The sequence below is a fragment of the Roseivirga thermotolerans genome, assembly GCF_014653175.1.
Lineage (GTDB): Bacteria > Bacteroidota > Bacteroidia > Cytophagales > Cyclobacteriaceae > Roseivirga > Roseivirga thermotolerans.
Window position 1 is genome coordinate 838,195 of the sequence record NZ_BNAG01000001.1, and the last position, 25,283, is coordinate 863,477.

At 42.6% G+C, this 25,283-nt stretch carries 27 protein-coding genes; 12 read left to right on the forward strand and 15 right to left on the reverse strand.

All coding sequences use genetic code 11. The features are described from left to right. Nucleotides 1-110: 110 nt before the first annotated feature. Genes IE164_RS03600 through IE164_RS03610 form a run of 3 tightly spaced genes read left to right on the forward strand, consistent with a single transcriptional unit; the run spans nucleotide 111 to nucleotide 2,575 of the window. The gene (locus IE164_RS03600; protein ID WP_189628809.1) at nucleotides 111-1,262 is read left to right on the forward strand and encodes a sensor histidine kinase; all 1,152 of its coding nucleotides are present in this window, start codon (nucleotides 111-113) and stop codon (nucleotides 1,260-1,262) included. A 3-nt stretch (nucleotides 1,263-1,265) separates the two neighbouring features. Next, entirely contained in the window at nucleotides 1,266-1,988 is a 723-nt protein-coding gene (locus IE164_RS03605) for a LytR/AlgR family response regulator transcription factor (protein WP_189628810.1), read from the forward strand. Next, on the forward strand, nucleotides 1,988-2,575 hold the full coding sequence (locus tag IE164_RS03610) for a hypothetical protein (protein ID WP_189628811.1): 588 nt from the start codon (nucleotides 1,988-1,990) through the stop codon (nucleotides 2,573-2,575). Before IE164_RS03605 ends, IE164_RS03610 begins: the two co-directional genes overlap by 1 nt. On the opposite strand, the gene mfd is transcribed toward IE164_RS03610, so the two are convergent. After that, on the reverse strand, nucleotides 2,559-5,909 hold the full coding sequence (gene mfd / locus IE164_RS03615; protein WP_189628812.1) for a transcription-repair coupling factor: 3,351 nt from the start codon (nucleotides 5,907-5,909) through the stop codon (nucleotides 2,559-2,561). The genes IE164_RS03610 and mfd overlap by 17 nt on opposite strands. Before the next feature lie 129 nt (nucleotides 5,910-6,038). Between mfd and IE164_RS03620 the strand changes: the two genes are divergently transcribed. Then, nucleotides 6,039-6,665 (forward strand): cytochrome c oxidase subunit 3, encoded by a 627-nt coding sequence (locus IE164_RS03620; RefSeq protein WP_189628813.1) that lies wholly within the window; start codon nucleotides 6,039-6,041, stop codon nucleotides 6,663-6,665. Nucleotides 6,666-6,691: 26 nt separating this feature from the next. Here IE164_RS03620 and IE164_RS03625 read toward each other — a convergent pair whose 3' ends face one another. The 6 genes from IE164_RS03625 to IE164_RS03650 form a co-directional block, all read right to left on the reverse strand. Continuing rightward, nucleotides 6,692-7,372, reverse strand: a complete 681-nt coding sequence (locus IE164_RS03625) for a hypothetical protein (protein ID WP_189628814.1) — start codon at nucleotides 7,370-7,372, stop codon at nucleotides 6,692-6,694. A gap of 261 nt (nucleotides 7,373-7,633) precedes the next feature. Continuing rightward, a complete protein-coding gene (locus IE164_RS03630; RefSeq protein WP_189628815.1) occupies nucleotides 7,634-8,857 on the reverse strand; it encodes a hypothetical protein in 1,224 nt (407 codons plus the stop codon). 151 nt (nucleotides 8,858-9,008) lie between these two features. After that, nucleotides 9,009-9,770, reverse strand: a complete 762-nt coding sequence (locus IE164_RS03635; RefSeq protein ID WP_189628816.1) for a LytR/AlgR family response regulator transcription factor — start codon at nucleotides 9,768-9,770, stop codon at nucleotides 9,009-9,011. Between the two features lie 3 nt (nucleotides 9,771-9,773). After that, entirely contained in the window at nucleotides 9,774-10,784 is a 1,011-nt protein-coding gene (locus tag IE164_RS03640) for a sensor histidine kinase (RefSeq protein WP_189628817.1), read from the reverse strand. A gap of 14 nt (nucleotides 10,785-10,798) precedes the next feature. After that, nucleotides 10,799-12,061, reverse strand: coding sequence for a hypothetical protein (locus IE164_RS03645; RefSeq protein ID WP_189628818.1), 1,263 nt, complete (start codon nucleotides 12,059-12,061; stop codon nucleotides 10,799-10,801). A gap of 125 nt (nucleotides 12,062-12,186) precedes the next feature. Continuing rightward, a complete protein-coding gene (locus IE164_RS03650) occupies nucleotides 12,187-13,269 on the reverse strand; it encodes an amidohydrolase family protein (protein ID WP_189628819.1) in 1,083 nt (360 codons plus the stop codon). A gap of 93 nt (nucleotides 13,270-13,362) precedes the next feature. Between IE164_RS03650 and IE164_RS03655 the strand changes: the two genes are divergently transcribed. Together IE164_RS03655 and IE164_RS03660 are read left to right on the forward strand one after the other, a co-directional pair. After that, entirely contained in the window at nucleotides 13,363-14,121 is a 759-nt protein-coding gene (locus IE164_RS03655; RefSeq protein WP_189628820.1) for an SDR family NAD(P)-dependent oxidoreductase, read from the forward strand. Nucleotides 14,122-14,132: 11 nt separating this feature from the next. Then, nucleotides 14,133-14,696, forward strand: a complete 564-nt coding sequence (locus tag IE164_RS03660; protein ID WP_189628821.1) for a DNA-3-methyladenine glycosylase I — start codon at nucleotides 14,133-14,135, stop codon at nucleotides 14,694-14,696. On the opposite strand, the gene IE164_RS03665 is transcribed toward IE164_RS03660, so the two are convergent. Beyond that, entirely contained in the window at nucleotides 14,693-15,163 is a 471-nt protein-coding gene (locus IE164_RS03665) for a hypothetical protein (RefSeq protein WP_189628822.1), read from the reverse strand. The two genes, IE164_RS03660 and IE164_RS03665, sit on opposite strands and share 4 nt — an antisense overlap. A 72-nt stretch (nucleotides 15,164-15,235) precedes the next feature. Here IE164_RS03665 and prfA point away from each other — a divergent pair, with 72 nt between their 5' ends. Next, nucleotides 15,236-16,306: a peptide chain release factor 1 gene (gene prfA, locus IE164_RS03670; protein ID WP_189628823.1), complete on the forward strand. Its 1,071-nt coding sequence runs from the start codon at nucleotides 15,236-15,238 to the stop codon at nucleotides 16,304-16,306. Continuing rightward, the gene (locus IE164_RS03675) at nucleotides 16,303-16,728 is read left to right on the forward strand and encodes a secondary thiamine-phosphate synthase enzyme YjbQ (protein WP_189628824.1); all 426 of its coding nucleotides are present in this window, start codon (nucleotides 16,303-16,305) and stop codon (nucleotides 16,726-16,728) included. The genes prfA and IE164_RS03675 overlap by 4 nt, the downstream gene beginning before the upstream one ends. A gap of 22 nt (nucleotides 16,729-16,750) precedes the next feature. Here the strand turns inward: IE164_RS03675 and IE164_RS03680 are convergent, their stop codons facing one another. Together IE164_RS03680 and IE164_RS03685 are read right to left on the reverse strand one after the other, a co-directional pair. Beyond that, nucleotides 16,751-17,746: a hypothetical protein gene (locus tag IE164_RS03680; protein ID WP_189628825.1), complete on the reverse strand. Its 996-nt coding sequence runs from the start codon at nucleotides 17,744-17,746 to the stop codon at nucleotides 16,751-16,753. Nucleotides 17,747-17,806: 60 nt separating this feature from the next. Further along, complete coding sequence (locus tag IE164_RS03685; protein WP_189628826.1) at nucleotides 17,807-18,016, reverse strand: helix-turn-helix transcriptional regulator; 210 nt, start codon at nucleotides 18,014-18,016, stop codon at nucleotides 17,807-17,809. Nucleotides 18,017-18,203: 187 nt separating this feature from the next. Here IE164_RS03685 and IE164_RS03690 point away from each other — a divergent pair, with 187 nt between their 5' ends. Further along, entirely contained in the window at nucleotides 18,204-18,344 is a 141-nt protein-coding gene (locus IE164_RS03690; RefSeq protein ID WP_189628827.1) for a hypothetical protein, read from the forward strand. Here IE164_RS03690 and IE164_RS03695 read toward each other — a convergent pair. From IE164_RS03695 to IE164_RS03705, 3 genes are read right to left on the reverse strand one after another with little or no spacing between them, the layout of a single operon-like run. Continuing rightward, nucleotides 18,341-18,889 (reverse strand): hypothetical protein, encoded by a 549-nt coding sequence (locus tag IE164_RS03695; protein ID WP_189628828.1) that lies wholly within the window; start codon nucleotides 18,887-18,889, stop codon nucleotides 18,341-18,343. The two genes, IE164_RS03690 and IE164_RS03695, sit on opposite strands and share 4 nt — an antisense overlap. Before the next feature lie 13 nt (nucleotides 18,890-18,902). Further along, nucleotides 18,903-19,451 carry a hypothetical protein gene (locus IE164_RS03700; protein WP_189628829.1) on the reverse strand — a complete coding sequence of 183 codons (549 nt, stop codon included), beginning with the start codon at nucleotides 19,449-19,451 and terminating at the stop codon, nucleotides 18,903-18,905. Between the two features lie 24 nt (nucleotides 19,452-19,475). Further along, the gene (locus IE164_RS03705) at nucleotides 19,476-20,906 is read right to left on the reverse strand and encodes a pyridoxal phosphate-dependent decarboxylase family protein (RefSeq protein ID WP_229838509.1); all 1,431 of its coding nucleotides are present in this window, start codon (nucleotides 20,904-20,906) and stop codon (nucleotides 19,476-19,478) included. Between the two features lie 73 nt (nucleotides 20,907-20,979). Here IE164_RS03705 and IE164_RS03710 point away from each other — a divergent pair, with 73 nt between their 5' ends. Genes IE164_RS03710 through IE164_RS03720 form a run of 3 tightly spaced genes read left to right on the forward strand, consistent with a single transcriptional unit; the run spans nucleotide 20,980 to nucleotide 22,833 of the window. Then, nucleotides 20,980-21,573 carry a LemA family protein gene (locus tag IE164_RS03710; protein WP_189628830.1) on the forward strand — a complete coding sequence of 198 codons (594 nt, stop codon included), beginning with the start codon at nucleotides 20,980-20,982 and terminating at the stop codon, nucleotides 21,571-21,573. Next, nucleotides 21,573-22,013: a TPM domain-containing protein gene (locus tag IE164_RS03715; protein ID WP_189628831.1), complete on the forward strand. Its 441-nt coding sequence runs from the start codon at nucleotides 21,573-21,575 to the stop codon at nucleotides 22,011-22,013. The genes IE164_RS03710 and IE164_RS03715 overlap by 1 nt, the downstream gene beginning before the upstream one ends. 1 nt (nucleotide 22,014) lies before the next feature. Then, nucleotides 22,015-22,833 (forward strand): TPM domain-containing protein, encoded by an 819-nt coding sequence (locus IE164_RS03720; protein WP_189628832.1) that lies wholly within the window; start codon nucleotides 22,015-22,017, stop codon nucleotides 22,831-22,833. A gap of 165 nt (nucleotides 22,834-22,998) precedes the next feature. On the opposite strand, the gene IE164_RS03725 is transcribed toward IE164_RS03720, so the two are convergent. Both IE164_RS03725 and IE164_RS03730 read right to left on the reverse strand, forming a co-directional pair. Further along, the gene (locus IE164_RS03725; RefSeq protein WP_189628833.1) at nucleotides 22,999-23,667 is read right to left on the reverse strand and encodes a LytR/AlgR family response regulator transcription factor; all 669 of its coding nucleotides are present in this window, start codon (nucleotides 23,665-23,667) and stop codon (nucleotides 22,999-23,001) included. Beyond that, the gene (locus IE164_RS03730) at nucleotides 23,664-25,199 is read right to left on the reverse strand and encodes a sensor histidine kinase (RefSeq protein ID WP_189628834.1); all 1,536 of its coding nucleotides are present in this window, start codon (nucleotides 25,197-25,199) and stop codon (nucleotides 23,664-23,666) included. Before IE164_RS03730 ends, IE164_RS03725 begins: the two co-directional genes overlap by 4 nt. Between the last annotated feature and the right edge of the window lie 84 nt (nucleotides 25,200-25,283).

The window sequence follows — 25,283 nt, forward strand, 5'->3', positions numbered from 1 at the left end:
TATGCCTGTCTAGAAAAAGGCTGGCGGGCATAATTGTCATTTAATCAGGGCATAAAACCACTCAGTCAATTCGCAAGGGGGCTTAGATGTAGATGTATTTTCTTTGAATTATGAATAAGAATAAACTGTATTGGATTCTACAGTTTGGCGGGTGGACGGGTCTCATGCTCACCAGCTTTATGACTATGGCTATGTTTTTGCCATTTGTCACGGCTTTTGGGGTCAATACCATTACCATATTGCTATCGGTTCTCACCAGCCACTTGTACAGAGAGTATGTAAAAAGCAAAAACTGGAAAGAATTAAAGGTGGCTCGCCTGGTACCCAGGGTTTTTCTGGCCAGTATAATTCAGGGTACTATAATGTCTGTTCTTAGTTTGGGTGCGCTCATAGGTGCTCTTCTTTTAATGGCCAAGGTAGACCCCAGCGCCATGGATAAGGTAATGGGTATTCCGGAAATGGAAGGAGTTGATGAGGCTACTTTAGAAAAAATCAGAGCGGCTACTCAAAAAGGCTTTACTAGCAGTAAAATTCTGGTGTTCCTAATTAGTTATGTGGGTAGCTATGCCGTGTATTTCATCAGCTGGTCTGCCCTGTACTTTGCCTACCAGTATTTACAGAAAACCAGGGAGGTAGAAATAGAAAAGTGGAAACTCTCAGCTTCTATTAAAGATGCCGAACTGAACGCCTTAAAAGCGCAGATTAATCCACATTTTATATTCAATAGCCTCAATAATATTCGATCGTTAGTGGTCGAAGACTCTGAAAAGGCCAGAGATTCTATTACCCACCTCTCCGATCTTCTAAGGTTTTCCATTCAATTCGATCAGTACGAAAAGGTATCATTAGAAAAAGAACTGGAGGTAGTAAAAGACTACCTCAACCTGGAAGCCATACAGCTGGAGGAAAGGCTCAAGTACAGGTTCATCATAGACAAACAGTCTAAAGAAACCATGATTCCGCCCATGATAATCCAAACACTGGTGGAAAACGCTATTAAACACTCCATTAATAACTTGCCGAATGGTGGTGAAATAATTGTGGAATCAAAACTGAATCACGAGTTTGTAAATATTTACGTGAAAAACACCGGCCAGCTGAGGCCTCATGCAGCCACAAAGGGCCGAAGAAGAGGCATTGGTATAAGCAACTCAAAAGAAAGACTGCGGCTGTTGTATGGAGAACAGGCCAGCCTGACCATTGAGAATATGAACGAAAATATGGTGTGCGCCACCGTGAAAGTACCGCTAAACTTTACTTAGACTATGAAGACACTGATTATAGACGATTCTCGCCTGGCCAGAAATGAGCTCAAGAGACTGCTCAAAGAATTTGACAACGTGCACATTGTTGGTGAGGCAGCCAATGTAGACGAGGCCATTGAAAAAATAGCCGAACTGAAGCCTGAACTTATTTTTCTCGATATTCAGATGCCCGGCAAAAGTGGGTTCGATTTGCTGGAGGAGCTTGAAGCGGTGCCTGAAGTAATATTCTCTACAGCGTACGATGAGCATGCTCTTAAAGCGTTTGAATACAATGCGCTGGATTACCTGGTGAAGCCTGTAGAAAAACAGCGACTTGCAGGAGCTGTCTCTAAAGTGTTCGATAAGATTAAAAAGAAGCAGAAGGAAGAAGAAAGGGCAGATGATGTACTGACCATTCACGATCAGGTTTTTGTAAAAGATGGTGAGAAGTGTTGGTTTGTGCAGCTATCAGACATTCGTTTGTTTGAGGTGAGTGGCAACTATACCACTGTATATTTTGGCGATTGTAAACCTATGATTACCCGTACACTCAACTATCTGGAGTCGCGCCTGGACGATAAAACATTCTTTAGAGCCAATCGTCAGCAAATCATAAACCTAAAATGGATTGAGCGAATAGAGCCTTGGTTTAGTGGTAGCCTTCGTATTTATCTGAAAGGAGGAGAAGAAATAGATGTTTCCAGAAGACAAACGCTTAAGTTTAAGGATCTAATGAGCTTTTGATGGCCGTAAAAATAGATTTGCGAAAGGCGGGTTTTGAATTTTTTTCCATTGTGGTGGCCGTTGTATTGGCCATGACCCTCACCGAGTGGCGACAAGATTACCTTAATAAAAAACTTGCCCAACAGTCGCTGCTAAATATTATTGAAGAGGTGCAGGAAAACAGGCGAGAACTTATGGAAGACTCCGCCAAAATTTCCCAGGATATGGCTTTTATAGACCGTTGGCTTCAGGCTCAGAACAATGCTTCTAATGAAGATTTCGGGGTTCATTTTTCATTCTCTTTTTTGAGTAAATCGGCACTTGAGGTGGCCAAAATTAATAATTCGCTTACCTACCTTCCCAATGAAGTAAACATGCAAATCGCAGAAGTCTATGCGGCACAGAACTTCTATTCAGGCAATGCCATAAAGCTGTTCGATATTATGGGGGCTATGGGCCGTGCGGAGTCTAAAGAAAACGCAGAAGCCTTTGCAGATAAAGCACGACAGTTGAGGTTTCATCTCGGCCTCATTCATAACACCATTAAGGCATACCTTGGGGAGTCGCAGCAGTTTTTGGAGAACCACCGGGCTATTCCAACATCTTAGTGAGCCAGTCTTTGGCTTCATTTACGGTAAGTACCTCATCGATCTTAAGAATAAGGCGGGTTTTATATTCTTTCATTTTGCAGCGCTTAGGGTGTTGCTGAATAAAGGCTATAATCTTACCAAATGTTTCTGACTGGAAGTAGGCCTCTTTATCCGAAGGCATAAAGTGGCATTTCATAGACTCGTTTTTGATAATCACTTTTTCAAAACCAAGTTTTTCGGCTACCCACCGCAACCTAACGGTTTGAATCAGGTCTTGAACCGAGTCGGGTATAGGCCCAAATCTATCCTTTAGATTCTTTATAAATCGCTCGAGTTTTTCTTCAGATTTAATATTATCCAACTTGGCGTACAGACCAATTCTTTCGGTGGTGTTAGATACGTAAGTGTCTGGTATTAGAATTTCAAGGTCGGTTTCAATGGTGCAGTCCTGAGCAACAATTTGGGCTGCCTCTTTCACTAAATCGCCCATAAAAAGGTCGCGGAATTCTGTTTCTTTGAGTTCCTGAACGGCCTCATCGAGAATTTTGTGATACATGTCGAAGCCCAGGTCCGAAATAAAACCGCTTTGTTCAGCTCCCAGTAAGTTACCTGCTCCGCGAATGTCGAGGTCTCGCATCGCTACCTTAAAACCATCACCCAAATCGGAAAATTCCTCTAAGGCGCTCAGGCGTTTACGGGCATCGCTGGTCAGACCAATAGTAGGCGGAGTAAGGAGGTAGCAAAAGGCTTTTCGGTTAGAGCGGCCCACTCGTCCCCGCATTTGATGGAGGTCGGAAAGGCCGAACATATGGGCATGGTTGATGATGATGGTGTTGGCATTGGGTATATCCAGTCCTGATTCTATAATGTTGGTAGAAACCAGCACATCATACTCCCCTTCAATGAACTTAACCATTCGTTTCTCAAGCAGTGAGCCATCCATTTGGCCATGAGCAATACCAATTCGGGCATCCGGAACCAGCCGCAGAATGATGTTGCCTACCTGCTCAATATCATTAATACGATTGTGTACAAAAAACACCTGGCCCCCTCTTCTCAGCTCAAAGCTCACCGCATCGCGAATAAGCTCATCGTTAAACGTGTGTATTTCGGTAGTAACCGGTTGCCGGTTGGGTGGAGGTGTAGCAATTACGCTAAGGTCTCGAGCCCCCATGAGCGAAAAGTGCAACGTGCGCGGAATTGGGGTAGCGGTTAGTGTGAGTACATCTACATTTACCCGCAGCTCCTTGAGCTTATCTTTCACCTTTACCCCAAACTTTTGCTCCTCATCTATTATGAGCAGGCCAAGATCTTTGAACTGAACATCTTTGTTCACAATACGGTGGGTGCCAATGAGTATTTCGGTTTTTCCTTCTTTTACCCGTTGCAGCGTTTCTTTAATTTCCTTGGTGGTTTTAAAACGGTTAATGTACTCCACCTTAACCGGAAAGTCGGCTAGCCGCTCGGAAAAGGTTCTAAAGTGCTGCATGGCCAAAATAGTTGTTGGCACAAGTACTGCCACCTGTTTGCCATTGACCGCAGCTTTGAAGGCTGCACGAACGGCTACTTCGGTTTTTCCAAAACCTACATCGCCACAAACCAATCGGTCCATTGGATGTGGTTGCTCCATGTCGGCTTTTACATCTTCAGTCGCTTTGGCCTGGTCTGGGGTATCTTCGTAAATAAAAGAAGACTCCAGTTCTGCCTGCAGGAATCCGTCTTGAGAATAGGCAAAACCAGATGCTTTTTTGCGCTTGGCATAGAGTTCAATAAGGTCTTTGGCAATATCCTTAACCTTGCCTTTTACTCTTTTTTTCTTGTTTTCCCACTCGGGAGAACCCAACTTACTTATACTTGGAGGGGCTCCCTCTTTACCCGTGTACTTCGAAATTTTGTGAATGGAGTGCACACTTACGTAGAGCAAGTCGTCATCGCGATAGACCAGTCGAATAGATTCTTGCATTTTGCCGTTCACATCGACCTTTTCCATACCTGCAAAGCGGGCAATGCCGTGGTCAATATGGGTTACATAGTCTCCCGGCTGAAGTGAGCGTAGCTCTTTAAGTGTAAGTGCTTTAGACTTCGAATGCTTGGTTTTGGTTTTGTATTTGTGAAACCTATCGAACAGTTGATGGTCGGTATAGCAAAGTACTTCCCTGTTTTTGTCTATAAAACCGCTTCGCAAACCAATGTTCAAAGGTTGTACTTCTAACGATGGATCGAGTTCTCGGAAAATGGTTTCCAACCGGTTAAACTGCGCCAACGATTCGGCTGCCACACAGAGGCTAAAGTTTTGTACTTGCCACTGCCCCAGATTCTCTACAATCAGGTCGAAGTTTTTATTGAATGAGGTTTGAGGTTCGGCCTCAAAGCGCAATTCAAAGTCGGTATTTAAATAGAATCGGTTGCCAAACTCTATTTGTTGAAAACCTTTCAGCTCTTCTTCAAAAGTGTGTGTTTGTTCAAACAGTTCTTCTGGGCTAAGCACCACTTGGGTGCCGCTTGCAGCTATAACTTCCGAAAAATTGCCGCTTGCCTTTTCAAAGTACTTGGCAATGGTATCTAGCGTTTGCTGGTAGTCTTTGAACCAAATTTTTGAGTTTTTAGGAATAAAACTCAGAAAAGACTGGCGGGTTTCCTCCAACAGTCGTGTCTGAACGTTAGGAATAATGTTTATCTCCTTTATACTCTCCTGGCTCAATTGCGATACCGGATCGAAGGTTCGAATACTCTCTATTTCGTTGCCAAAAAGCTCAATTCTATATGGCAGATCATTGGCATAGGAGTAAACATCTACAATTCCCCCTCTTACCGAAAACTGCCCGGCTTCATACACAAAGTCAGTGGGTTCAAAGTCGTAGGTTTGAAGCAGCTCGGTCAAAAAAGGTACATCCAGTTGCTCACCCACCTTGGCCGAAAAAGTATTTTTAGATAAGGATTTTTTGTTGATTACTTTTTCAGTAAGGGCTTCCGGGTAGGTCACAATTAGCTCACCAGTAGAGGCCTTATGGTTAATTCGGTTGAGAATCTCTGCCCGCATAAGAATGTTGGCATTCTCGGTTTCATCGAACTGGTAGGGCCTTTTGTATGAGGTAGGAAATAGCAGTACCTCTTTTTCTCCAAGCAGGTTTTGCAAGTCGTTGTGAAAATAGGCAGCCTCCTCCTTGTCGTGCATTACAAATATGCAGGTTTGCTTGTTGAGCTGATAAACAGCTGTGGCAATTACGGCATCGAGACTTCCCACCAAACCTTTTAATCTGATATGCGATGTTTCGTTGGGCTTTATGCGCTCGGCAATGGTTTGAACCACGGAGTCTTCCCTATAAATCTTAATGAAATCTCTAACCTTCAAAACCTGAATTCAAATGGCTTGCAAATGTAACGAATTCTCAAGTTGAACACTGAAAAGCATAAAAACCTCTTAAGGAAATTAATTGTTTCAATTGCCAACCCTTTCGTTTATTTAGATGTTAATGTGGCAATGAAAACCCAGAAGGAAAAGCTGAACCTGAGCAAAGAGGCCTTTAGAAAAATGGAACGTATGCACCCGCACGAAGTGCTTGTATATGTATCTATGGTTGGCAGTGCGGTCATATTCCTTTTTACCATCATTGCCTTCACGGCTTCTCGCCCTGCCCAGGTCGAATTCTTCAAGTTTGAGTTTCCCAAATTCTTTATTCTCAGCACATTCATATTGTTATTGTCAAGCTACTGTGTTACCCGGATTATGCCTCTATATGAGCAAGATAACTTACCCAAGCTTAAGCAGTGGCTTGGAATAACCTTTCTGTTGGGGCTGATTTTTGCCTGCTTTCAGGTGGTAGGGTGGAAGGAATTACAAGCTCACAACATTCTCTTTACCGGAGAGCGTTCGGGTGCTTATCTGTATGTAATCTCGGGGCTACATGTAATACACATGGCTGGTATTATGGGTTTTTTGCTCTATCTACTGCTGGAGTGTCATAAAACCTCAAAAGATGTGGTAAGGCATCTGGTATATTCAACCAACCCCTATCAAAAGATAAAATTCAGGATTTTGTCAAATAGCTGGCATTTTGTAGATGCGGTGTGGGTGGTTATTTTCTTCTACTTTCTGTTCAGTTTTTAGGCTGTACTTTTTAAACTTTCCAACCGCTAAACTCCATCGTTTTTATCTGACTTGAGCTTAGACATTTCTTTTTTTAACAGAACCTTTAGTTCTTTTATCAAATAGACTAGTGGGCCTATTAATGGAATGACAACAATTAAAGCATGCCTCAGGTTGAGTAACGTTTTTCGTGCCAAAAGAACCAATACACTTATTAAAACCAACCAATAGTGCAGATTCCATATGTATTGAATGGCCAAGAAGGGTTTAGAAATTACAGGAATTTCATGAAACTCGTGATTTATTGAAAATCCGCTGGTATCATCTACATCAACAAATAGGCTTCCAACTATTGTAATAGGAGCTGAGAAGATATCCTTTCCTAAGTGTGTTTTTGTGAGTACTGCCGATAATTCATACCTATAGTGATGATTATCAATCTTATTTTTAGATAAAGAGATTGATTTTAGTTCATAACCGAGCAGAGGTTGAGCATTGACTTTAACGGTTTCTAAATACAAATCATTTTGCAAAAGTTTATAAGAGTAAATAACCATTATGTCTAACAGACCAAATTCGATAAACTCTGTTCTTTCCGCCTTATAAGCATCAAAAGGTAATACCACCGACTTTTGAGCCATTCCATGACTGAGGGTTAAAAAAAGGACTAAGGAAAATGCCAAAGTCCTTTTGGGCTTTAAGTACATATAATCATTAGGGTTACTCATTTAGATCGCATTTGTTAGATTTCAGTATACTAGCCACAAGCTGTGTCCTCACAGCGTCTTTTTACAACCATTTGTGAAGATACAAATGGAGGCAGGGTTCAGAAATACCTCTTGCGACTTAAGTAACCCTATAATCTTATTGTAATCAATCAATTAGCTATTGTAATGAAAAATGGCTCTACCTGTTTAAGTTTTTCCACAAAAAAAGGCCGCGTGACCAAACGCGACCTTAAGCAATAGACTTATGAAGAATGCTTTACCTTAGTTAAAGGTTATTTCTTTAATGTCTTCCCAGAGGATGTACTTTGGGTCTCCATTCACAAAAACAATAACTCCGTCATTGTCTTCGCTTACATCGCGAGACTCTCCCAGTATTAGCTCCTCACCACTTTTCAGTACAACCAGTGAGTTATCATAGTTTTTGGGCACAATGCTTTTTACCGATTCAAAGGGAATAATATAGCTGACATCATGGTCTTCTCCCTGAAGCATCTCAAAGGTGTAGGCCTCATCCAGATCGTAGATTATTTCTCCCGAAAGGGTTTCGCCACGGGTGGTTGTTACTGTGCCCGATAGCTTCTTGAGCCCAGCAAAATCTCGGTAAGTCTTCAGATTGGCCGGAGCTTCTGAGAAAGTCACTTTTTTAAACTCTCTCCAGGGGATGTCTATCCGGCCAAACTCAGTAGTCACTATAATGCCTCTATTGCCTGAGTTTACATCGTTAGACCCCCGCAAATACATATCTCTGCCCGACTTGGTAATCACCCGGCTTCCGGAACCTTCTCTTTCTATGGAGGCCAGGTTGCCAAACTCTATTTTTACATCGCCATCACGAGAGTCGCCATCCAATATGTCAGTAGTCAGTCGCTCATCATGGTCCCATTGAATCACCCCTGTGTATTCTCCTCCGTAAAATTGCACCGTACCATATAAAGGTTCTCCGAGCTTTGAAGAAAGCTTGTTGGGAGTGTCCATAAATTCAACTTTCTCAATTCTGCTCCAGCGAATTTTGGTTTCTCCAAATTCCTGATCCATCACATAGATGTCTGTGTTAAAGTCGTTCGATCCGTCTTCTACATACATTGTTTCGCCATTGCGCATAGTAAGCCGTACTTCAGATCTGCGGTTCATCTCCATAGATGATATATCACCAAAACGAGCCTGAAATTCATGAGTGGTTTCATATTCATCGCGGCTGCCCCAGCTTATCCAAACCCCGCCCCAGCGGTTATTATCTCTTATTTTTTCTCTCAGCCTTGAGCGATCTTCCCGGCTCAGGTAACGATAATTGTCATTGCCTTCTTTGTTTCCATTAAAGAGGTCGGTCCAGAAGGCTTCTTCTTTACCCCACCTGATTTGACCGGTGTAACTTTCTCCGCTTATGGTTGTAACCTTGCCGTAAATAAGTGATTGCTGGGCTTGTGCCGAAAAAGAGAGGCACACGGTAAGTAGTGATAGTGTTAAGATTCTAAATTTTGAGTTCATGACCTTTTGTTTTAATTGACTCTTCAAAAATGCCACCCTTTGGTTTCCTGGCCAATGAAGAAGGGGCATATCGGGGTATGACATCACCGAATCGGGACTGAAGCCAACCGAAGCGGTCGGTCCGTTTGGGTTGTACCAATGTTAGTCGGAACTAACTATCGAGCCACTGCTTAAACAGGGGTGTTTTTTCGGAGCTAATTACAATATCATCTTGTGCATCGGGCTCCAGCTGAAGCTTAACCCTCCCTTTAAAGTAGGGGTGAATGTCACTTACGGCATCGAAATGAACAATGTATTTTCTGTTTACTCTGAAGTAGTTTTTCGGATTGATAAGGCCTTCCAGCTCTTCAAGTGGCTGATCGAGCGGTAGTTTTTTACCTTCGAAAGTAACCAAATAGGTGAGCTTGTCTTGGGAAAAAAAGTAGGCAATTTGCTCTACCGGAATGGCTTTAATACGCTGGCCAAACTTTACCAGAAAGCGAGATTTATACTCAACACTTGTTCCCTGAATTACTTGCCGAATTTGGTCTATGTCTAGCGGAGAAACCACCGCTTCGGCTTGCCGTTCTTCAAGTTTTAACAACGCATTGGCAAGCTTTTCTTTTTGAATGGGCTTTAACAAATAATCTACACTGTTTACCTCAAAAGCCTTTATGGCGTACTCGTTGTATGCTGTTGTGAAAATTACCGGGCACTTAATGGGTTTTTGCTCAAATATTTCGAAGCTCGAACCGTCTAATAACTGGATATCGCTAACCAGAAGGTCGGGCTCGGGGTTATTGTCTAGCCAAAGCAGGGCGGCTTCGACCGATTTAAGCGAAGCCACTACCTCTGCTTGAGGTTTTAACTCCTGAATTAATTCAATGAGTCGCTCGGAAGCCAGCTTTTCATCTTCAAATACAACAACCCTCATGCGTTAGTCTTCTAGTTCAATCAATGGAATTTTTACTATAAAGCTATCGGTATTCTCAAAAACCTGAACTTTCTTATCTGTAAAGTAGGAGTACCTCCTTCTAATATTGTCCAGACCGGAGTTGTTGCTGTTTTTGATCTCTGTTTTCTTGGGCTGGTAATTGTTCTTAACAGAGATGAATCCGTTTTGACTGGATACATAGATTTTTAGAGGTCTAAGCTCAGAAATAGCGTTGTGCTTAATGGCATTTTCTATGAGCATTTGCAGGGTAAGCGGTGGTATCAGCTTCAGATGGTCTTCTTTGCGCACGTCTATAAAAGTCTGAATGGTGTCTTCAAAACGTATTTCGAGCAAATAGAGATAGGAGGCAATAAACTTCAGTTCATCGTTTAGGGTTACCAGCTCCTCTTTACTGCTTTGTAGAATATTGCGGTATACATCGGCAAACTTTTCCAAATAGCTTTGCGATAGGTTCTTGTCTTTGCTGATGAGTGAAGACAGAATGTTGAGGTTATTGAATAAAAAATGCGGATCTAAATGGTTCTTAAGTGTGGTTAATTCGGCTCTTATGGTTTCTTTTTGAAATTGCTCAGAGGCAAGCTGAGCGTTTTTCCAGTTGCTTAAAAACTGAATACCGAAGTTTATGGAAATGGTGGGTAACAAAATTAATGTGCCCAGCACGTTCATGGTAATGAGTTGCTGTTGGTTAGGAGGGTCTACAGTGAGCCCCAGCTTGAGTCCCAGATAACTAATATTGATGATGAGCAGAGACAAAAGAATGCCCAACCCCAATTGCCAATAAAAGCGTTTGTTTCCGTATTTAAGCCAGGGTAGTTTTTTGTCGAGCTTTCGGGTGAGTAACCAATTGCACAGCCAAACGAGAGCCAGAGTAATAGTTATCAGGCCTGCAGTAAGGTACAGTTCTCTTTCGGCATCGGTGAAATAAAGACTAAGAAATACCCCTGCCGTTAGCACCAAGGCCAATACGAGTTGTATGATTAGCTTTCTGGACATGATCTCAGGAAAAGTTAATCAAAAATTACCTGATCGATCTTGGACCAACGAATATAAATGGGTTGTGCGTTGCGCGAAGGAAAAACCAGAATACCATCATTTTCCCGGCTCACATCCCGGCCTCCTCCCAATAGTAGGGTTTTACCGTTTTTTAGGATTACGCTGGAATAGTTATAGTTCTTGGGAATAATGGATTTGATGTGTCGAAAAGGGATCTGATAGCTCACATCGTCATCGTTTCCATCCAGTATTTCAAACTCCCAGGCTTCATCGAGGTCATAGGCCAACAGACCCTTGTGTTCATCGCCCTCAATGGTAACCACTGTACCGGAAAGCCCTCTGGGGTTTGGAAAATCTGAGTAGCCCAGCTTCCAGTCGGTTTGTGGTTCAATTATTTCCAGCTCATAAAAATCGCGCCATGGAATCAGTATTCTTCCCATTTCAGGGTCAAAAACCACTACACCGCGGTTTTCAGGGTTCACATCGTTAGAGCCGGTGAGGTAGAAATTACGACCAGAGTGTAACAACACCTCTACTCCGCTACCTCTACGTTTTATCCGCTTAATACTTCTGAAGGGAATGTCCTTTTTGCCATCTCGATCTTCACCATTTAGTATTTCATCCAAAAAACGCTCATCTGTGTCCCACTGAATCAAACCCTGGAACTCCCCTTTTCTTCCCGCATTTACTTTGCCATATATGGGTTCGCCAAATCCCGGCTTGGTGCTTGCCGGTGCCTCCGAAAAGCGCACTTGTTTTATTCTGTCCCAACGTATGGCAAATTCGCCCAACTCAAAGTCAAATACTACAACACTACCACCTATATCGGTATAATAACCACTATTGCCGCTGGCCTCAAAAACCACCCCGTTTTTGAGCTGAACTTTGGCTTTAGACCGGCCTATGGGCTCTATAGATTTAATATCTCCAAATTGTATGTCGAACTGATGCTCGGTGCGCGAATATTTGTCTTCCCAAATGCTCAAAACCCCAAGGTCTAATCCCAGCCATGAAGAACCTTCTCCCTGCTGGCGATTAAGTTCTTCGATTTGTCGTTTGGATAGGTACTTTAAAAAGTCGTTGCTGCTTTTTGAGGCATTGAATAGTTCTACCCAATACACCTCGTCAGTGCCCCAGCGTATGGGGCCTTTGTACACATCGCCCCCAACCGTTTCTACTTCGCCATAAATAAAGGCTTTAGCATTTTGGGCTTTGGCTTCGGCCATGAGAATAAATAACCCAATACCCACCCCTACTACGAGCAATATGTTTTTCATAAGTTGTTGACCTTTGTGTTGCTTTGAATGCATACTACAAACGTAGGCACTCAGTTACCAAAGAAGAACCGGATGAGATTGGACAGGCGTTTTCAATGACCGAATCGGGATATTGCAAGGTTCAATTAGTTCGGAAACTGGCTTGCATCTAACCCGGGTATAATTCGGAGTGCATTTTTGTAATACACCTTCTTCAGTATTTCATCGGGCAGACCCAGTCCGTACATGCGCCAAAAGGCGTGATACTTTTTATAGTATGGGAAGTATTCGTCTTTGGTTTCAAGCACTCTAAAATAAGTATGATACTCCTCTGGGTTGTAGGCATCCTTGCCAAAAAGAACCCTGTCTTGGTACTTCTGAAAAAAAGCATTGGCCATTCTTGGCTGTCGGCCAAGTTCGGCAATCACCGCACCAATTTCTACCATCATGTTGGGCATTTCGTCTAAAAGCTGGCCCAGCTTGGCCAGGTCATTGGCAAACCAGCCCATATGAGCAGCTATAAAAATGGTATTGGGGTGCTTTTTAAAAACATTGTGTTGTTCCTGAATGAGTGTTTCCCACGGAGCCGGATCATCGGCTTCCCGTTTTCTACGCGGATGAGTTTTAAGCTCTAGCCATCTTTCATTATTGGCATCGAAGGGTTCCCAAAATTGTTTGGGGTCTGCCGTGTGAATGAGCACAGGAATGCCCAACTCACCGCATTTGGCCCAAACCGGATCGAGCCTTGGATCGTCTACTGCCACCCTGTTGCCATCACTATCTTTTACAGAAAAGCCTAAGCTTTTGAAAATCTTAAGCCCTTTTGCGCCCTGAGCCACATCGCGCTCTAGTTGTTCTGCCGCTCGGGTGCCCCACTCACCATCAAAATTGTTGAAGTTGAGGTTGGCGAAAACCACAAAACGCTTAGGTTGGTTAGCCTCAATATTGGTTACTGCATCGGCTATGGCTTTTCCGCTTCCTCCAGAAAGGTTCACCATCAGGCCCATGTTCAGACTATCCATCTGTGCTGCTAATTCGTTGAGGTTGCGTTCGCCCATTCGCCATTGGTGACTGTGCACATCGATAAACGGATACTTGGCCCTTTGTACAGGGTTTTCCGGAACTACCAGCGATGAGGGTGGATTGTATTCTTCAAAGGAAACGGTTTGTGCGGAGACGGTGGTGGCTAGCAGGGAAATGGCCACAACAGAAAGAAAAGTCTTCTTCATAGCGAGTCGTTTAAGGCTTATTCGTAATTGCTGTAAATATGTTTTTTAAGCTGACAATAAGCATGTAATTTATTCACTTCAATCGGATAAGACATGGAAATTTCTTTAAGTGGGAAGGTGGTTTTGGTTACAGGTGGCTCAAGGGGCATTGGTGCGGCTATTGCAAAGGCTTGCTCAGACTCAGGAGCTAAAGTGGCCCTGCATTACAACACGAATAAAGCCCAAGCCAAGGAGGTATTAAAAGGGTTGAACGCTGAATCAAGAGCGTTTCAGGCCGATTTAGGAAATACCGATTCACTTATTCAGTTGTTTGAACAAGTAGTTGAGCATTTTGGGAAGATTGATGTGCTGGTCAATAATGCGGGTATTGCTATTTCATCAGACATGGAAGGCTCTAACGAGGCTTGGGTAAAAGATTGGGATACTACTTTTGCTGTGAATACTCGTGCTCAGGGCCTATTGTGTAAGCTTGCTATTGACCACTTTGCCAAAAATGGTGGAGGTAGAATAATTAATATTTCATCGAGAGCAGCCTTTAGAGGAGATACCGGAGATTATTTGGCCTATGGAGCTTCTAAGGGGGCTATTGTGGCCTTGACCCGATCAATAGCACGGCACTATGGTAAGCAGAATATTGTGGCTTTTAATATTGCTCCCGGATTTGTGCGGACGGACATGGCCCAGGATTTCATGGATCAGTATGGTGAAGAATTTGCTTTAAGCGATATTGCATTGAATAAGCTTACGGAACCGCAGGATTTAGCTCCAATGATAGTGCTTTTAGCCTCTGGAATGGCAGACCATGCCACTGGCTGCACTATTGATATTAATGCAGGGAGTTATGTGCATTGAATTCTAAATAAATGAAAAAACGTTGCACCTGGTGCGAAAACACCTTTGACGAATATATAAGGTATCATGATGAAGAATGGGGTGTTCCTGTTCATGATGATCGGGTTCACTTTGAGTTTCTTATTCTGGAAGGCGCTCAGGCAGGCCTGAGTTGGGCGACTATTCTAAAAAGAAGGGACGGCTATCGCGCAGCATTTGCAGATTTTAACCCTGAGGAGGTAGCACAATTCAGCCATGAAAAAGTGGAGGCCTTGTTGCTCGATCCGGGTATCATAAGAAATAGGCTTAAGGTCCAAGGTACGGTAGTTAATGCACAGAAGTTTTTAGAGGTTCAAAAGGAGTTTGGCTCTTTCGACAATTATGTTTGGTCTTTTGTAGGAGGAAAACCAATTGTGAATGCCCGCAAAAACATGAAAGATGTGCCCGCAACTACGCCAGAGTCTGATGCGCTGAGTAAAGACCTGAAAAAAAGAGGGTTCAAGTTTGTAGGAAGCACCATAATGTATGCCTATATGCAAGCTTGCGGTTTGGTAAATGACCACACAACCGACTGTTTTCGCTACAGTCAGGTTTAGTTTTCAATACTTAGCACTACTTCTTTTCGGCTTAGCTTAACAGACCACATCCCCACTATTTGCTGCTGGTGTACCATGGGAGTAGTATATAAGAGAGTTTGCCCGTTGTCAAGCTTCTGAACATTAGAGGTTGAGGCTACACTATTCTTTCGGTTGTAGTCATACGCTTTGAATACGGCCAATTCCTTTCCGGTGGGTTGCTCGCCCCTATCGAAAAAGTAAAACGATACGTTGGCCTTTGTTGAGTCCACTTTGGCCTCCAAACCGGCCTCCGTTTCTTCCAGTAAAAAGCCTTTGGCCAGTGCGTTGCCTATTTCCATGGCCTTTTCCAATATTTGAGCATCAGAAACCACCTTAATCTCACGAGCCTCCATCTCTTTCTGTACCTGAGAGGTATCTATCTTCTGATTACTACAGGCCAATAGCACTCCCAAGAGAATAAAAGAAGAAAATACCTTGTACTTCACGACAGCATGTTTTTGCAAAGGTAAACAGCTATTGGTTTTGTTTGTTAATTTTGCAGCCTAATACTAAAGTCTATGATCGATAAACTAAAGGCAATTAAAGGAAGGTTCGAGGAGGTTTCTCAATTAATTGTGCAGCCCGATGCAATGGCTGACATGAAGGCCTACTCAAAACTGAATAAAGAGTACAAAGACCTCGAAAAGATTGTCAAAAAGTTCGATGAGTATCAAAACGTCATAGACAACATTAAGTCTACCAAAGAGTTGCTCAAGACAGAGAAGGATGAGGATTTCAGGGAAATGGCCAAAGCCGAACTGGACGATTTTGAGCAGCGACACGAAGAGCTGGAAGAAGAACTTAAAATGATGCTCATACCCAAAGACCCGGACGACCATAAAGATGTAATTATGGAAATAAGAGCCGGAGCTGGTGGCGATGAGGCCGCAATTTTTGCCGGAGACCTGTACAGGATGTATGAGCGATTTATTGACTCTAAAGGATGGCAAAGAGAGCTGATAAGCTTGAACGAGGCTGCTTCCGGTGGCTTTAAAGAAATTGTTTTTAGTGTTTCTGGCGAAGATGTTTATGGCACACTCAAGTTTGAATCTGGTGTACACCGGGTTCAGAGGGTTCCTGTTACCGAATCGCAAGGCAGGGTACATACCTCGGCTGCCTCAGTGGCCGTGTTACCCGAAGTGGAGGATGTAGATGTTCATCTGGACATGAAGGATGTGAAGAAAGACACCTACCGAAGTTCAGGAGCAGGTGGTCAGCACGTAAACAAAACCGAATCGGCCGTACGCCTCACGCACATTCCTACCGGTATTGTGGTTGAGTGTCAGGATGGCCGCTCTCAACACAAGAATTACGACAAGGCTTTGACTGTGCTTCGTTCCAGACTTTATGAGATGGAGCTTAAGAAGCAACAAGACGAAATTGCAGGAGCTCGAAAATCACTTGTAGGTTCGGCCGATCGTTCCGACAAAATAAGAACCTACAACTACCCTCAGGGAAGAGTGACAGACCATAGAATTGGCTACTCAGTTCATAACTTGCCTACTGTAATGGACGGGGAGTTAGACGATTTTGTAGAAAAGCTGAGAATAGCTGAAAACACCTCCAAGCTGGAGGAAAGTGCTCAATGATTTATTTCCAAAAGGAAATAACGTTACCACCTTACCCCAGAGGTTTTCATCTGATTACCGAACAGGTATTGTCTCGCTTGCCCGAGCTGAATCGGTTGCAAACCGGACTGCTCCATGTGCACATTAAACACACTTCGGCCAGTCTTACTATTAATGAAAATGCCGATCCTACAGTGCGGGCCGATTTCGAAACTCATTTCAATATGTTGGTTCCTGAAGAGGCCACACACTATCAACACACCTTCGAAGGGCCCGATGATATGACTTCTCACATTAAAGCGTCATTGCTGGGTCCATCAGTGACTATTCCCATTACCAGAGGCCGATTGAACCTGGGTACATGGCAGGGAATTTACTTATGCGAACACCGAAACCGTGGAGGCTCAAGGAGCCTGGTGCTTACGGCACATGGTACTACCTGAAAAGGAGCCCGTGTTGTTTACATCAGGTTTTACCCTCATTGGTTTTTAGCCCGGCATAAGTGGCTGAACTAATGCCCATCAGCCCGAGTATGCCCGAATCAAGGTCGGGCATTTCAAACTTGGTTATTACCTCAAACACAAAGAAAATGCCTATAAAAAAGGTAAAAACCACGCTTTGGAAGCGCTGAATGTTGATACCGTTTTCATCAGACAGAATTTGAAAGAGGAACGTCTGGTTTTTATGAATCGGTTCTTTCGTTTGTGCCTGGGCAGTTGCACCACTCTGTTCCAAAGTGCGCATTTTGCTTATGTCAATGGTTTGAGCCGCTGCGGCTGTTCCCGCACTAATTCCGATAAGTATAAGCGTGTCTCCTGAAAGAGGCACAAGAATGCCGCTATCCGACCATAAGGCAATATAACAGCAAATAACAATCATAGTCCACCAGGCCAATTGCACACGAGAAAGGCTGTACTTTGTACTGTTAATGCCCTTGAGAAAGTAATTCTTTCGTACCAGGCTGAAGAAAACGAAAATAATGAGAAGAATAATGCCTCTGCCCACCCAGCTTCTAATGGGGAAGTAGGGATCGAAATCGATGAGTATGTTTGCCTCGTCCATATGAATGTGTTGGCCGCTGCTGTTGCCAAAGCTCATTCTTACTTTCACTTCGTGCACTCCCCAACTATTTATTTCCCGGCTGAGAAGACCACGAAGAGTATCAGCCTCATAAATCTGAAAAACCACAGAGTTGTTAGTTACATATTTGGCCGGAAAGGAGGTCATTCGGTAACCATTGATGTAAAGAAAAAGCTCTTGCGGTTCGCGCAGAGCCAGGCTGTCCGGTTTTTCGAAACGAAACTCAATCAAATCGTCCATAAATACCTCTTGCGGATTGCCACGACCCGGTTCGAGCACCTGAACAGATTTGAGGTTAATATGTTGAAAAGCGGACTGTGGGGTTTGTGATTGGCCTGTAAAAGAAAACAATAAGAAAAGGCCCAGGATAAAAAGTCGCATAGTGAAGTGTGTTTTGCTTAGGTAAGGTAGCAAAAACACTTCAATAATTTTAATCTATGGTTAGTGCTGGTAGTCTACCGGCTCCAACTCAAAAAGTTTGTTTACCGTGGTATTGAATATTTCGGAAATTTTAAGAGCCAGGGCGGTAGACGGAGTGTATTTACCCCGCTCTATAGCGTTAATGCTTTGTCGGGAAACACCAACCATTGTGGCCAGCTGCTCTTGGGTGATCTTTTTCTTCTTTCGCTCTACCTTCAGGGAATTCTTCATTCGATGAGGTTTATTTTCGCTGTGAAATTAGAAGCAAAACCGCCTTGACTTATCCTGAAACTGGTTAACTTTTTATTACATTTTGAGCCGCAGAATGCCTTGTGTGTTACACCCCTGTTAAAAAACTATGAACCACTTCTTAACATGAAGCTTTTGCCATATCTTTGCGACCTAAACAATTAGAGATATGTTATTCGACCCACCAATTGCTAGCGGAGCCAATACTTTCATTTGGATTGTAGTAATCCTGATTGCTTTTGTAGGCGCAATTTCACAGCACGATGCTCTTTTCAAAGGCAAGAAAAAGAAAGAAGACGAGAGTCACTAAAGACTCTTTAAAAGCCCATAATAGTCTAGCATAGTAATATGAAAGGCCTTACGGCTGGTAGTATCTGCTAGTATGGGTATGTATTCTGAATCTTGCTTGAGGTAAAATTCACACCCTCTTTCTAGTTGATCTAAAACTTGAGCGGCAAACTCAAGGTGCTTTTTTCTGTCCCCTTGTTCAAAGAAGATAAGGCCTCTAATTCCTTCATAGTCGCGCCATAATAGTTCGAACTCATCAGGATGTTTTATATAGGCATTGGGTTCAACAATTATTTCGCTTTGCTTGTATTTCCAGTCAATTAAAATGCAAAGATTTATTATTGGCCTGGACTGATCGAGCACCCGCTCTTTCAACCTTAAAGCAAGCTTCATTCGGTTTTCAAAAGTGTCTCGGTCATAAGAGGGAATTCTATTGAACTTAAAATAATTGAGGTTATAATTCGTCAGCTTTAAATCAATGATCTCCTGATCGAATTTTGGAGTCTTTTGTTTTTGGCAACTAAAGGTGATGACTAAGATAAAAATGGCGAGAGCTCGGAAATGCATTAGAGTGAGTGTGTCAATACTCTAAAGTTAGCCGAAAATAATCGAACATGGTAACTCTGAAGGCTTCTCTGCTTTTCGAATCAATTAAGAATGCCTTTTTTACTCCATCCTTCATTATATAGAACTGACTTCCATTTTGTATCTGTTCATAGACTTTGGCTGCAAAGTCTAACTGATTCTTCTTGTTTCCTCCTTCTAAACGGATTTCTCCACTTTTTCCATCTTCATTTTCCCAAATAACCTTTATATCGGACAACGAGCCTGCGGCTGAATTAGGTTCAAGCAGAATGTAGGCTTCGTCATATCTCCAATTATTAACAATACTGAGGTTCAACACGGGCTCTTCCGATTCTTTAACTCGCTTCTTAAGTCGATAGATTTCCAGTTTGGCTTCTTCCATTACCTCTACATCGTAGTAAGAACGCCTTACGTTTTTGAAGAATAGCTTAGAAGATTCATCGGTTTTAAAGCCAATAGTTGTCTGATTAACTTTCTTGTCTTTTGCCGGATTGCAAGCGGCAATAACAAGCAAGCTCAACAGCAATAAGGACAACCTATTCATCTGAAATGGAACCTAATGATTGTTCTAAAGTTTGATTTCGCTCGCTGTTTCTTGAATCAATCGCCAGGCGTTTTCCACATGAAACGCCTCTAAATTGGTGTTTCCAAAGGCTAAACGTAAAACAAACTTTCCTTTTAGCTTAGTTTGTGTGAAAAACAACTTGCCGGAATTGTTGATCTTATTCATGATGGCTTCGTTCAGTGCGTCAAGCTCAGATTCTTCTCCTTTGGTATACCTGAAGCAAACGGTGTTCATAGGAACGGGAGCCATCAGCTCGAAGTCGGCATAAGCATCAATCTCCTTGGCCAACCACTTTCCGAGCATAATATGCTTTCGGATTTTCTCCTGAATGCCTTCGACTCCAAACTCACGAATGACAAACCAGAGCTTGAGTGCCCGGAACCTTCGGCCAAGGGGAATTCCCCAATCGCGATAGTTCTTCACCTCACCATCTACCGAGGTTTTCAGGTAGTCTGGAGTAATGGTGAAGGTATTGACTAAACTTACCGGGTCTTTCACAAAGTATGCTGTGCAGTCAAAATTGGTGAACATCCATTTGTGCGGGTTAAAAACGAAAGAATCGGCTTTTTCAATGCCTTCAGACATCCAGCGCATTTCAGGAAGTACCAAGGCTGTTCCAGCATAAGCTGCATCTACATGATGCCAGATATTGTGCTTCAGGCAAACGTCCCCAATCTCATCAATAGGATCCACAGCCGTTGTGCTGGTAGTACCTATGGCTGAAACCACACATAGCGGAATATATCCAGCAGCTTTGTCGGTTTCAATGAGCTCTTCAAGCTTTTCAGGGATCATGGCGTAGCCATCATCTACTTCTACCTTTCTCAAAGCCTCAATCCCAAAACCAGCAATTTTTACGGCCTTGTCTATAGATGAGTGAATTTGCTCTGAGGAGTAAATGGTAAATTTTCTTTCATCGAAGCCCTTTTCGTTGATGCTGTAATTAGTGGCTTTCTCCCTTGCAGTGAGCAGTGCACACAGTGTAGCGGTGGAGGCCGTATCTTGAATAACACCTGTAAATGACTCTGGCAAGCCCAACATTTCGCGTAGCCAATTCATCATTTGTTCTTCCAGTTCTGCTGCGGCAGGCGAAGTAAGCCATTGCATGCATTGTGCTCCCAAGGTGCTCATCAGCATTTCGGCCAAAACAGAGCCTTTGCTTTTATTGGCTGGGAAATAGGCCATAAAGTTGGGGCTCTCCCAATGCGTAATGCCAGGCATGATTATGTCATTGAAGTCCTTCAACATTTGGTCGAAAGACTCAGGCTGGTTGGGTGCTTTAGTAGGAATTTGTTTCAGAATGTCTCCGGGTTTTACCTGAGACATTACTGGGTAATCTTCAACCGATTCAAAGTAATCGGCCATCCAGTCTACCAGTTGGTGTGCGTGTTTTCTAAAGTCTTCAGTGTTCATTCCGATACGCTTATCTGCCATATTGTCCGATAACAAAGTTAGCATATATGTTGCAGGCCTTCTGTCGTAATTTTTACTAAAACCAAAATAGACGATGAAGAAAAAGTGGATAGTACTGATTGTGGTAGCGCTCCTGCTACTCATCGGTTATTCGAGTATTAAAGGAACATACAACACTATGGTGACCACAGAAGAGTCCATTAGCGCCTCTTGGGCTCAGGTAGAAAACCAATATCAAAGAAGGGCCGACCTTATTCCTAACCTGGTAAATACAGTAAAGGGATATGCCGATTTTGAGCAAGAAACCCTTACCCAGGTAATCGAAGCCAGAGCTAAGGCTACATCTATTAGCGTAGACCCTAACAGCTTAAGCCCGCAGGCTATTGATAACTTTGAGCAGGCACAGCAAGGATTAAGTTCTGCTTTGGGTCGATTGTTAGTGACTATTGAACGATACCCTGACTTGAAGGCTAGCCAGCAGTTTCAACAGTTGCAAGTTCAACTGGAAGGTACCGAAAACAGAATTGCCGTGGAAAGGAGAAACTTCAATGAACAAGTACAGAGCTACAATACGTACATTAAAACGTTTCCTAAAAATATATATGCCAACCTCTTTGGTTTTGAGTCCAAGGGGTATTTTCAGGCAACTACAGGAGCAGAGAAGGCACCAGAAGTAAGTTTTGACTAATGGCTGAAGCACATTTTACATCGGACCAGAAGCGCAGAATCAAAGCAGCCATTCAAGAGGCTGAGCTAAATACCAGTGGCGAAATTCGCGTGCACCTGGAAAACCATTGTAAAAAAGACAATGTGTTGGACAGAGCGGCTCAGGTTTTTGCTCAGCTAAAAATGCATGAGACGGAAGCCAGAAATGGTGTACTCATCTACATGGCCATTAAGGACCACAAATTTGGCATCATAGGCGATGGCGGTATCAACGCTAAGGTGGAGCCGGACTTTTGGGATATTACCAAAGAAAAAATGGTAAAACATTTTAAGGAGGGCAATTTTACAGAAGGCTTAGTGGAGGGCATTTTATGTGTAGGTGAAAGGCTAAAGGAGTTCTATCCTTACCAGAAAGGCGACATTAACGAATTATCGGACGATATCTCATTTGGCAAAAACTAATATGCGGAACTTACTAGTAATACTATTTATATCGATCAGCAGTTTAGGGTTTGCACAAACAGGAATTCCGGATGCGCCAAACCCTCCTCGTTTGGTTAATGATTATACAGGCCGAACACTGTCTCAGCAAGAACTACAAGCCTTAGAGAATAAGATGTTGGGCTATGAAGACTCAACCTCAACTCAAGTGGCAATTCTTATTGTAGAGTCACTGAATGGTTATGAGGTGGTAGATTTTGCGCAGAGAACTGCTGAGAAGTGGCAAGTAGGTACGGCCAAAGACAATGGGGTTTTCATTGTTGTTTCTATTAATGATCGAATGGCCGCCATTGTGACCGGCTATGGAATGGAAGGCTCTATTACCGATGCAGCAACCTATACGATTCGCGAAGAATATATGAACCCAAGATTTAGAGAAGGCAACTTCTATAAGGGTTTGGATGATGCTACCGATGTCATATTCAAATTGGCCTCTGGAGAATTCAAAGCGGAACAATTTGGACAGAATAGAAAAAGAAACTCAGATGGAGAAGGTGGTTCAGGAATTCCATTTTTCTTCTTATTCATTCTGTTCTTCTTTATCATACCTGCTATTGTGGGTAGAAAAAGAGGCCGAGGAATTGGCTCCAGAGGCTTGCCATGGTGGGCATGGCTAATGATGGGCAACTCCATGGGCAGAAGAAGAGATGACGACTGGGATAACTTCCGCGGTGGCGGTGGTATATTCGGTGGCGGCTCTGGTTTTGGCGGAGGAGGCGGAGGCTTCGGTGGTTTCGGAGGCGGCTCCTTTGGAGGTGGGGGTTCCGGAGGCAGCTGGTGAGTCAGTCAATCGGTTAATCAGGAAATTAGATATTGAGGCTGTCTCAAAAGCTAACTGTCATTCCCGACCCCGATCGGGAATCTCCTAAAACGGACTTCAAAAGCATTTAGAGATTCCCAGTTAAGCTGGGAATAACGATAACGGTAGTTTTTGAGACAGCCTCTTTTATTTGATGACCAGTGATTTCAGCTTCTCATATCCTTCTGTATTAATTGGCACTTGGTGCTCCCTAACTTTTGCTTGGTGTTTTTCCAGCTTTTCTACGAGCTGTGAATTAATGATAAACGACCGATGCACCTGAACAAAGCTTTCCGGTATTTGGCCTAAAACTTCCTCAAAAGTCATTCTGGTGAGCGTGCTACGCTCCTTTTCCACCAACTTGAGATAGTTGCCTTCTCCTTTAATAAAAAGCAAATCCTGAAAGTTGATGCGTATATACTCATAACCAGACTTTACAAAGAAGTAGTCTTCCTTTGCTTGTTTTAGACCCTCTTTCACTTTCATTACTGCTTTCAGAAAGCGACCAAACTCAAAGGGCTTCAGTAAATAATCCACTGCATTGTGTTCATAGCTTTCCACCGCATATTCGGAATAAGCAGTGGTAAAAATGATCTGAAACCTGGCATCGGTTGCTTTTAGCAGGTCGAGGCCAGAGATATCCGGCATATTGATGTCCAGAAAGATCAAATCTACTTTATTGTTTTGCAGAAAGTCTAAAGCGGCAAAGGCATCGGTAAATGATTCTTCCAGTTGCAGGAAGGGGATTTTGGAAGCATGTTCTTCTACCACCTTTAAGGCAATAGGCTCATCATCTATGGCAATGGCTCTAATCAATTGACTTCAATTTTAAGGTTGGCTTCAAAGCTTTCTTCATTCTCAAATAGCTGGAAAAGGTGCTTGCCTGGATATAACATGGCAAGCCTTTGCCTTACATTCTCCAGCCCAATGCCACTCTCTTCTTCGGTAGATTTCAGCTTTTTATGATTACTGTTTTTCACATTCAAATGAATGGCTTCTTTGCTACAGCTCAATTTAATCTCAATCCATGAATTATGATGAGCACTGACCCCATGCTTAAAGGCATTTTCAATAAAAGGAATAATAAGCATAGGGGTTATTTTACCCTCGCAGGCTGTGTCAATCTCATACTCCAATCTCACTTTTTCATTTCCATCAACCCTTAGTTTTTGAAGCTCAATGTAGTTTTCCACGTATTCAAACTCCCGGCTGATTTCAATAGTATCTTCCACATTTTCGCGAAGCATAAAGCGCATCATTTCACTAAGCTTTTGAATACCCGTTGAGGTTTTCGGGCTACTTTCTTCCAGTGCCAAACCATACAAGCTATTGAGGGAGTTGAAGAGAAAATGCGGGTTGATTTGTGATTTGAGTTGTGAAAGACTAGAGTCCTTGTGTCGAAGTTCTAGCCTCAGAGCTTGATTTTTTCTTATGTATTTTGAATAAAAGCTGAATTGAAGTAACGATTCAGATAGAATGAGTACAAAAAGAACGGTTGAAACTATCAAAAATGATGGAATGGTATAATTCAAATAGCGGTCACCAAAATGAAGGTTTAGTTCAGTTGAGAAATATATAATAGCTGCACCGCCTGATGTCATTATGATACATTGCGAAATCTTACTCCAAAAGTTCTTAAAACTCAACTGATCATTTACGCTAAAAGCTTCAAGAAATAGATAGGACATAGTAAAGGTTACTAAGGCAAATAGCAACGAGGTTGGAATCATTAGAGCGATTTGTGAAGGAGTTTCACCAACATTTACGAGTATATTTATGATGAGAATCAGTAGAAACTGAACGGTATAAAGCAACACCCAAAAATCCGAACCTAATACTCTAAATAGTTTCCCTTTTTCATTGTTTAAGTATTGAAGGCTGTTTCTTATCAATAGCCCCAAAGAAACAGCAAAAAATGAGTGAACAGTTTGCCTTAAGAACAAATGGGAGAACATACTAATTTCTGAGGCAGCCACCTGACCATTATAAGGAGTGATTGAAAAATAGGGATTTGTAGCCTTTATAATCATCGAAAAAATCAGCCCTAGAACCATAGATATTAAAACAAGTATGGGCAAGGAGGCCTGCCACCCTATCTTTTTATTTAGGGGTTGATATATGTGTTTAAATGATAAGTAGGCAATGATCAGGTAGACCGTATATTCCGAGAATTTTTGAATTTTGAATGTCAATAGTTGATTAGCGATAAGTGCATCGTCATTGATCAGTTGTGATATTCTCCTTTGGTATTCTAGACCATGTAATGCGTTAAGCTGAAAATATTTTTCTGCAAAAAATAGTACTACTGCAACGAGCACCAGAACCTTTAAGATTATAGATTTTTTCATGCTTTTTACTTCAACATTAACCAATCACCGTTCTCCATTCCACCAAATGTGACCAACCACAACCTAAAAGTGACGAATTTCTAA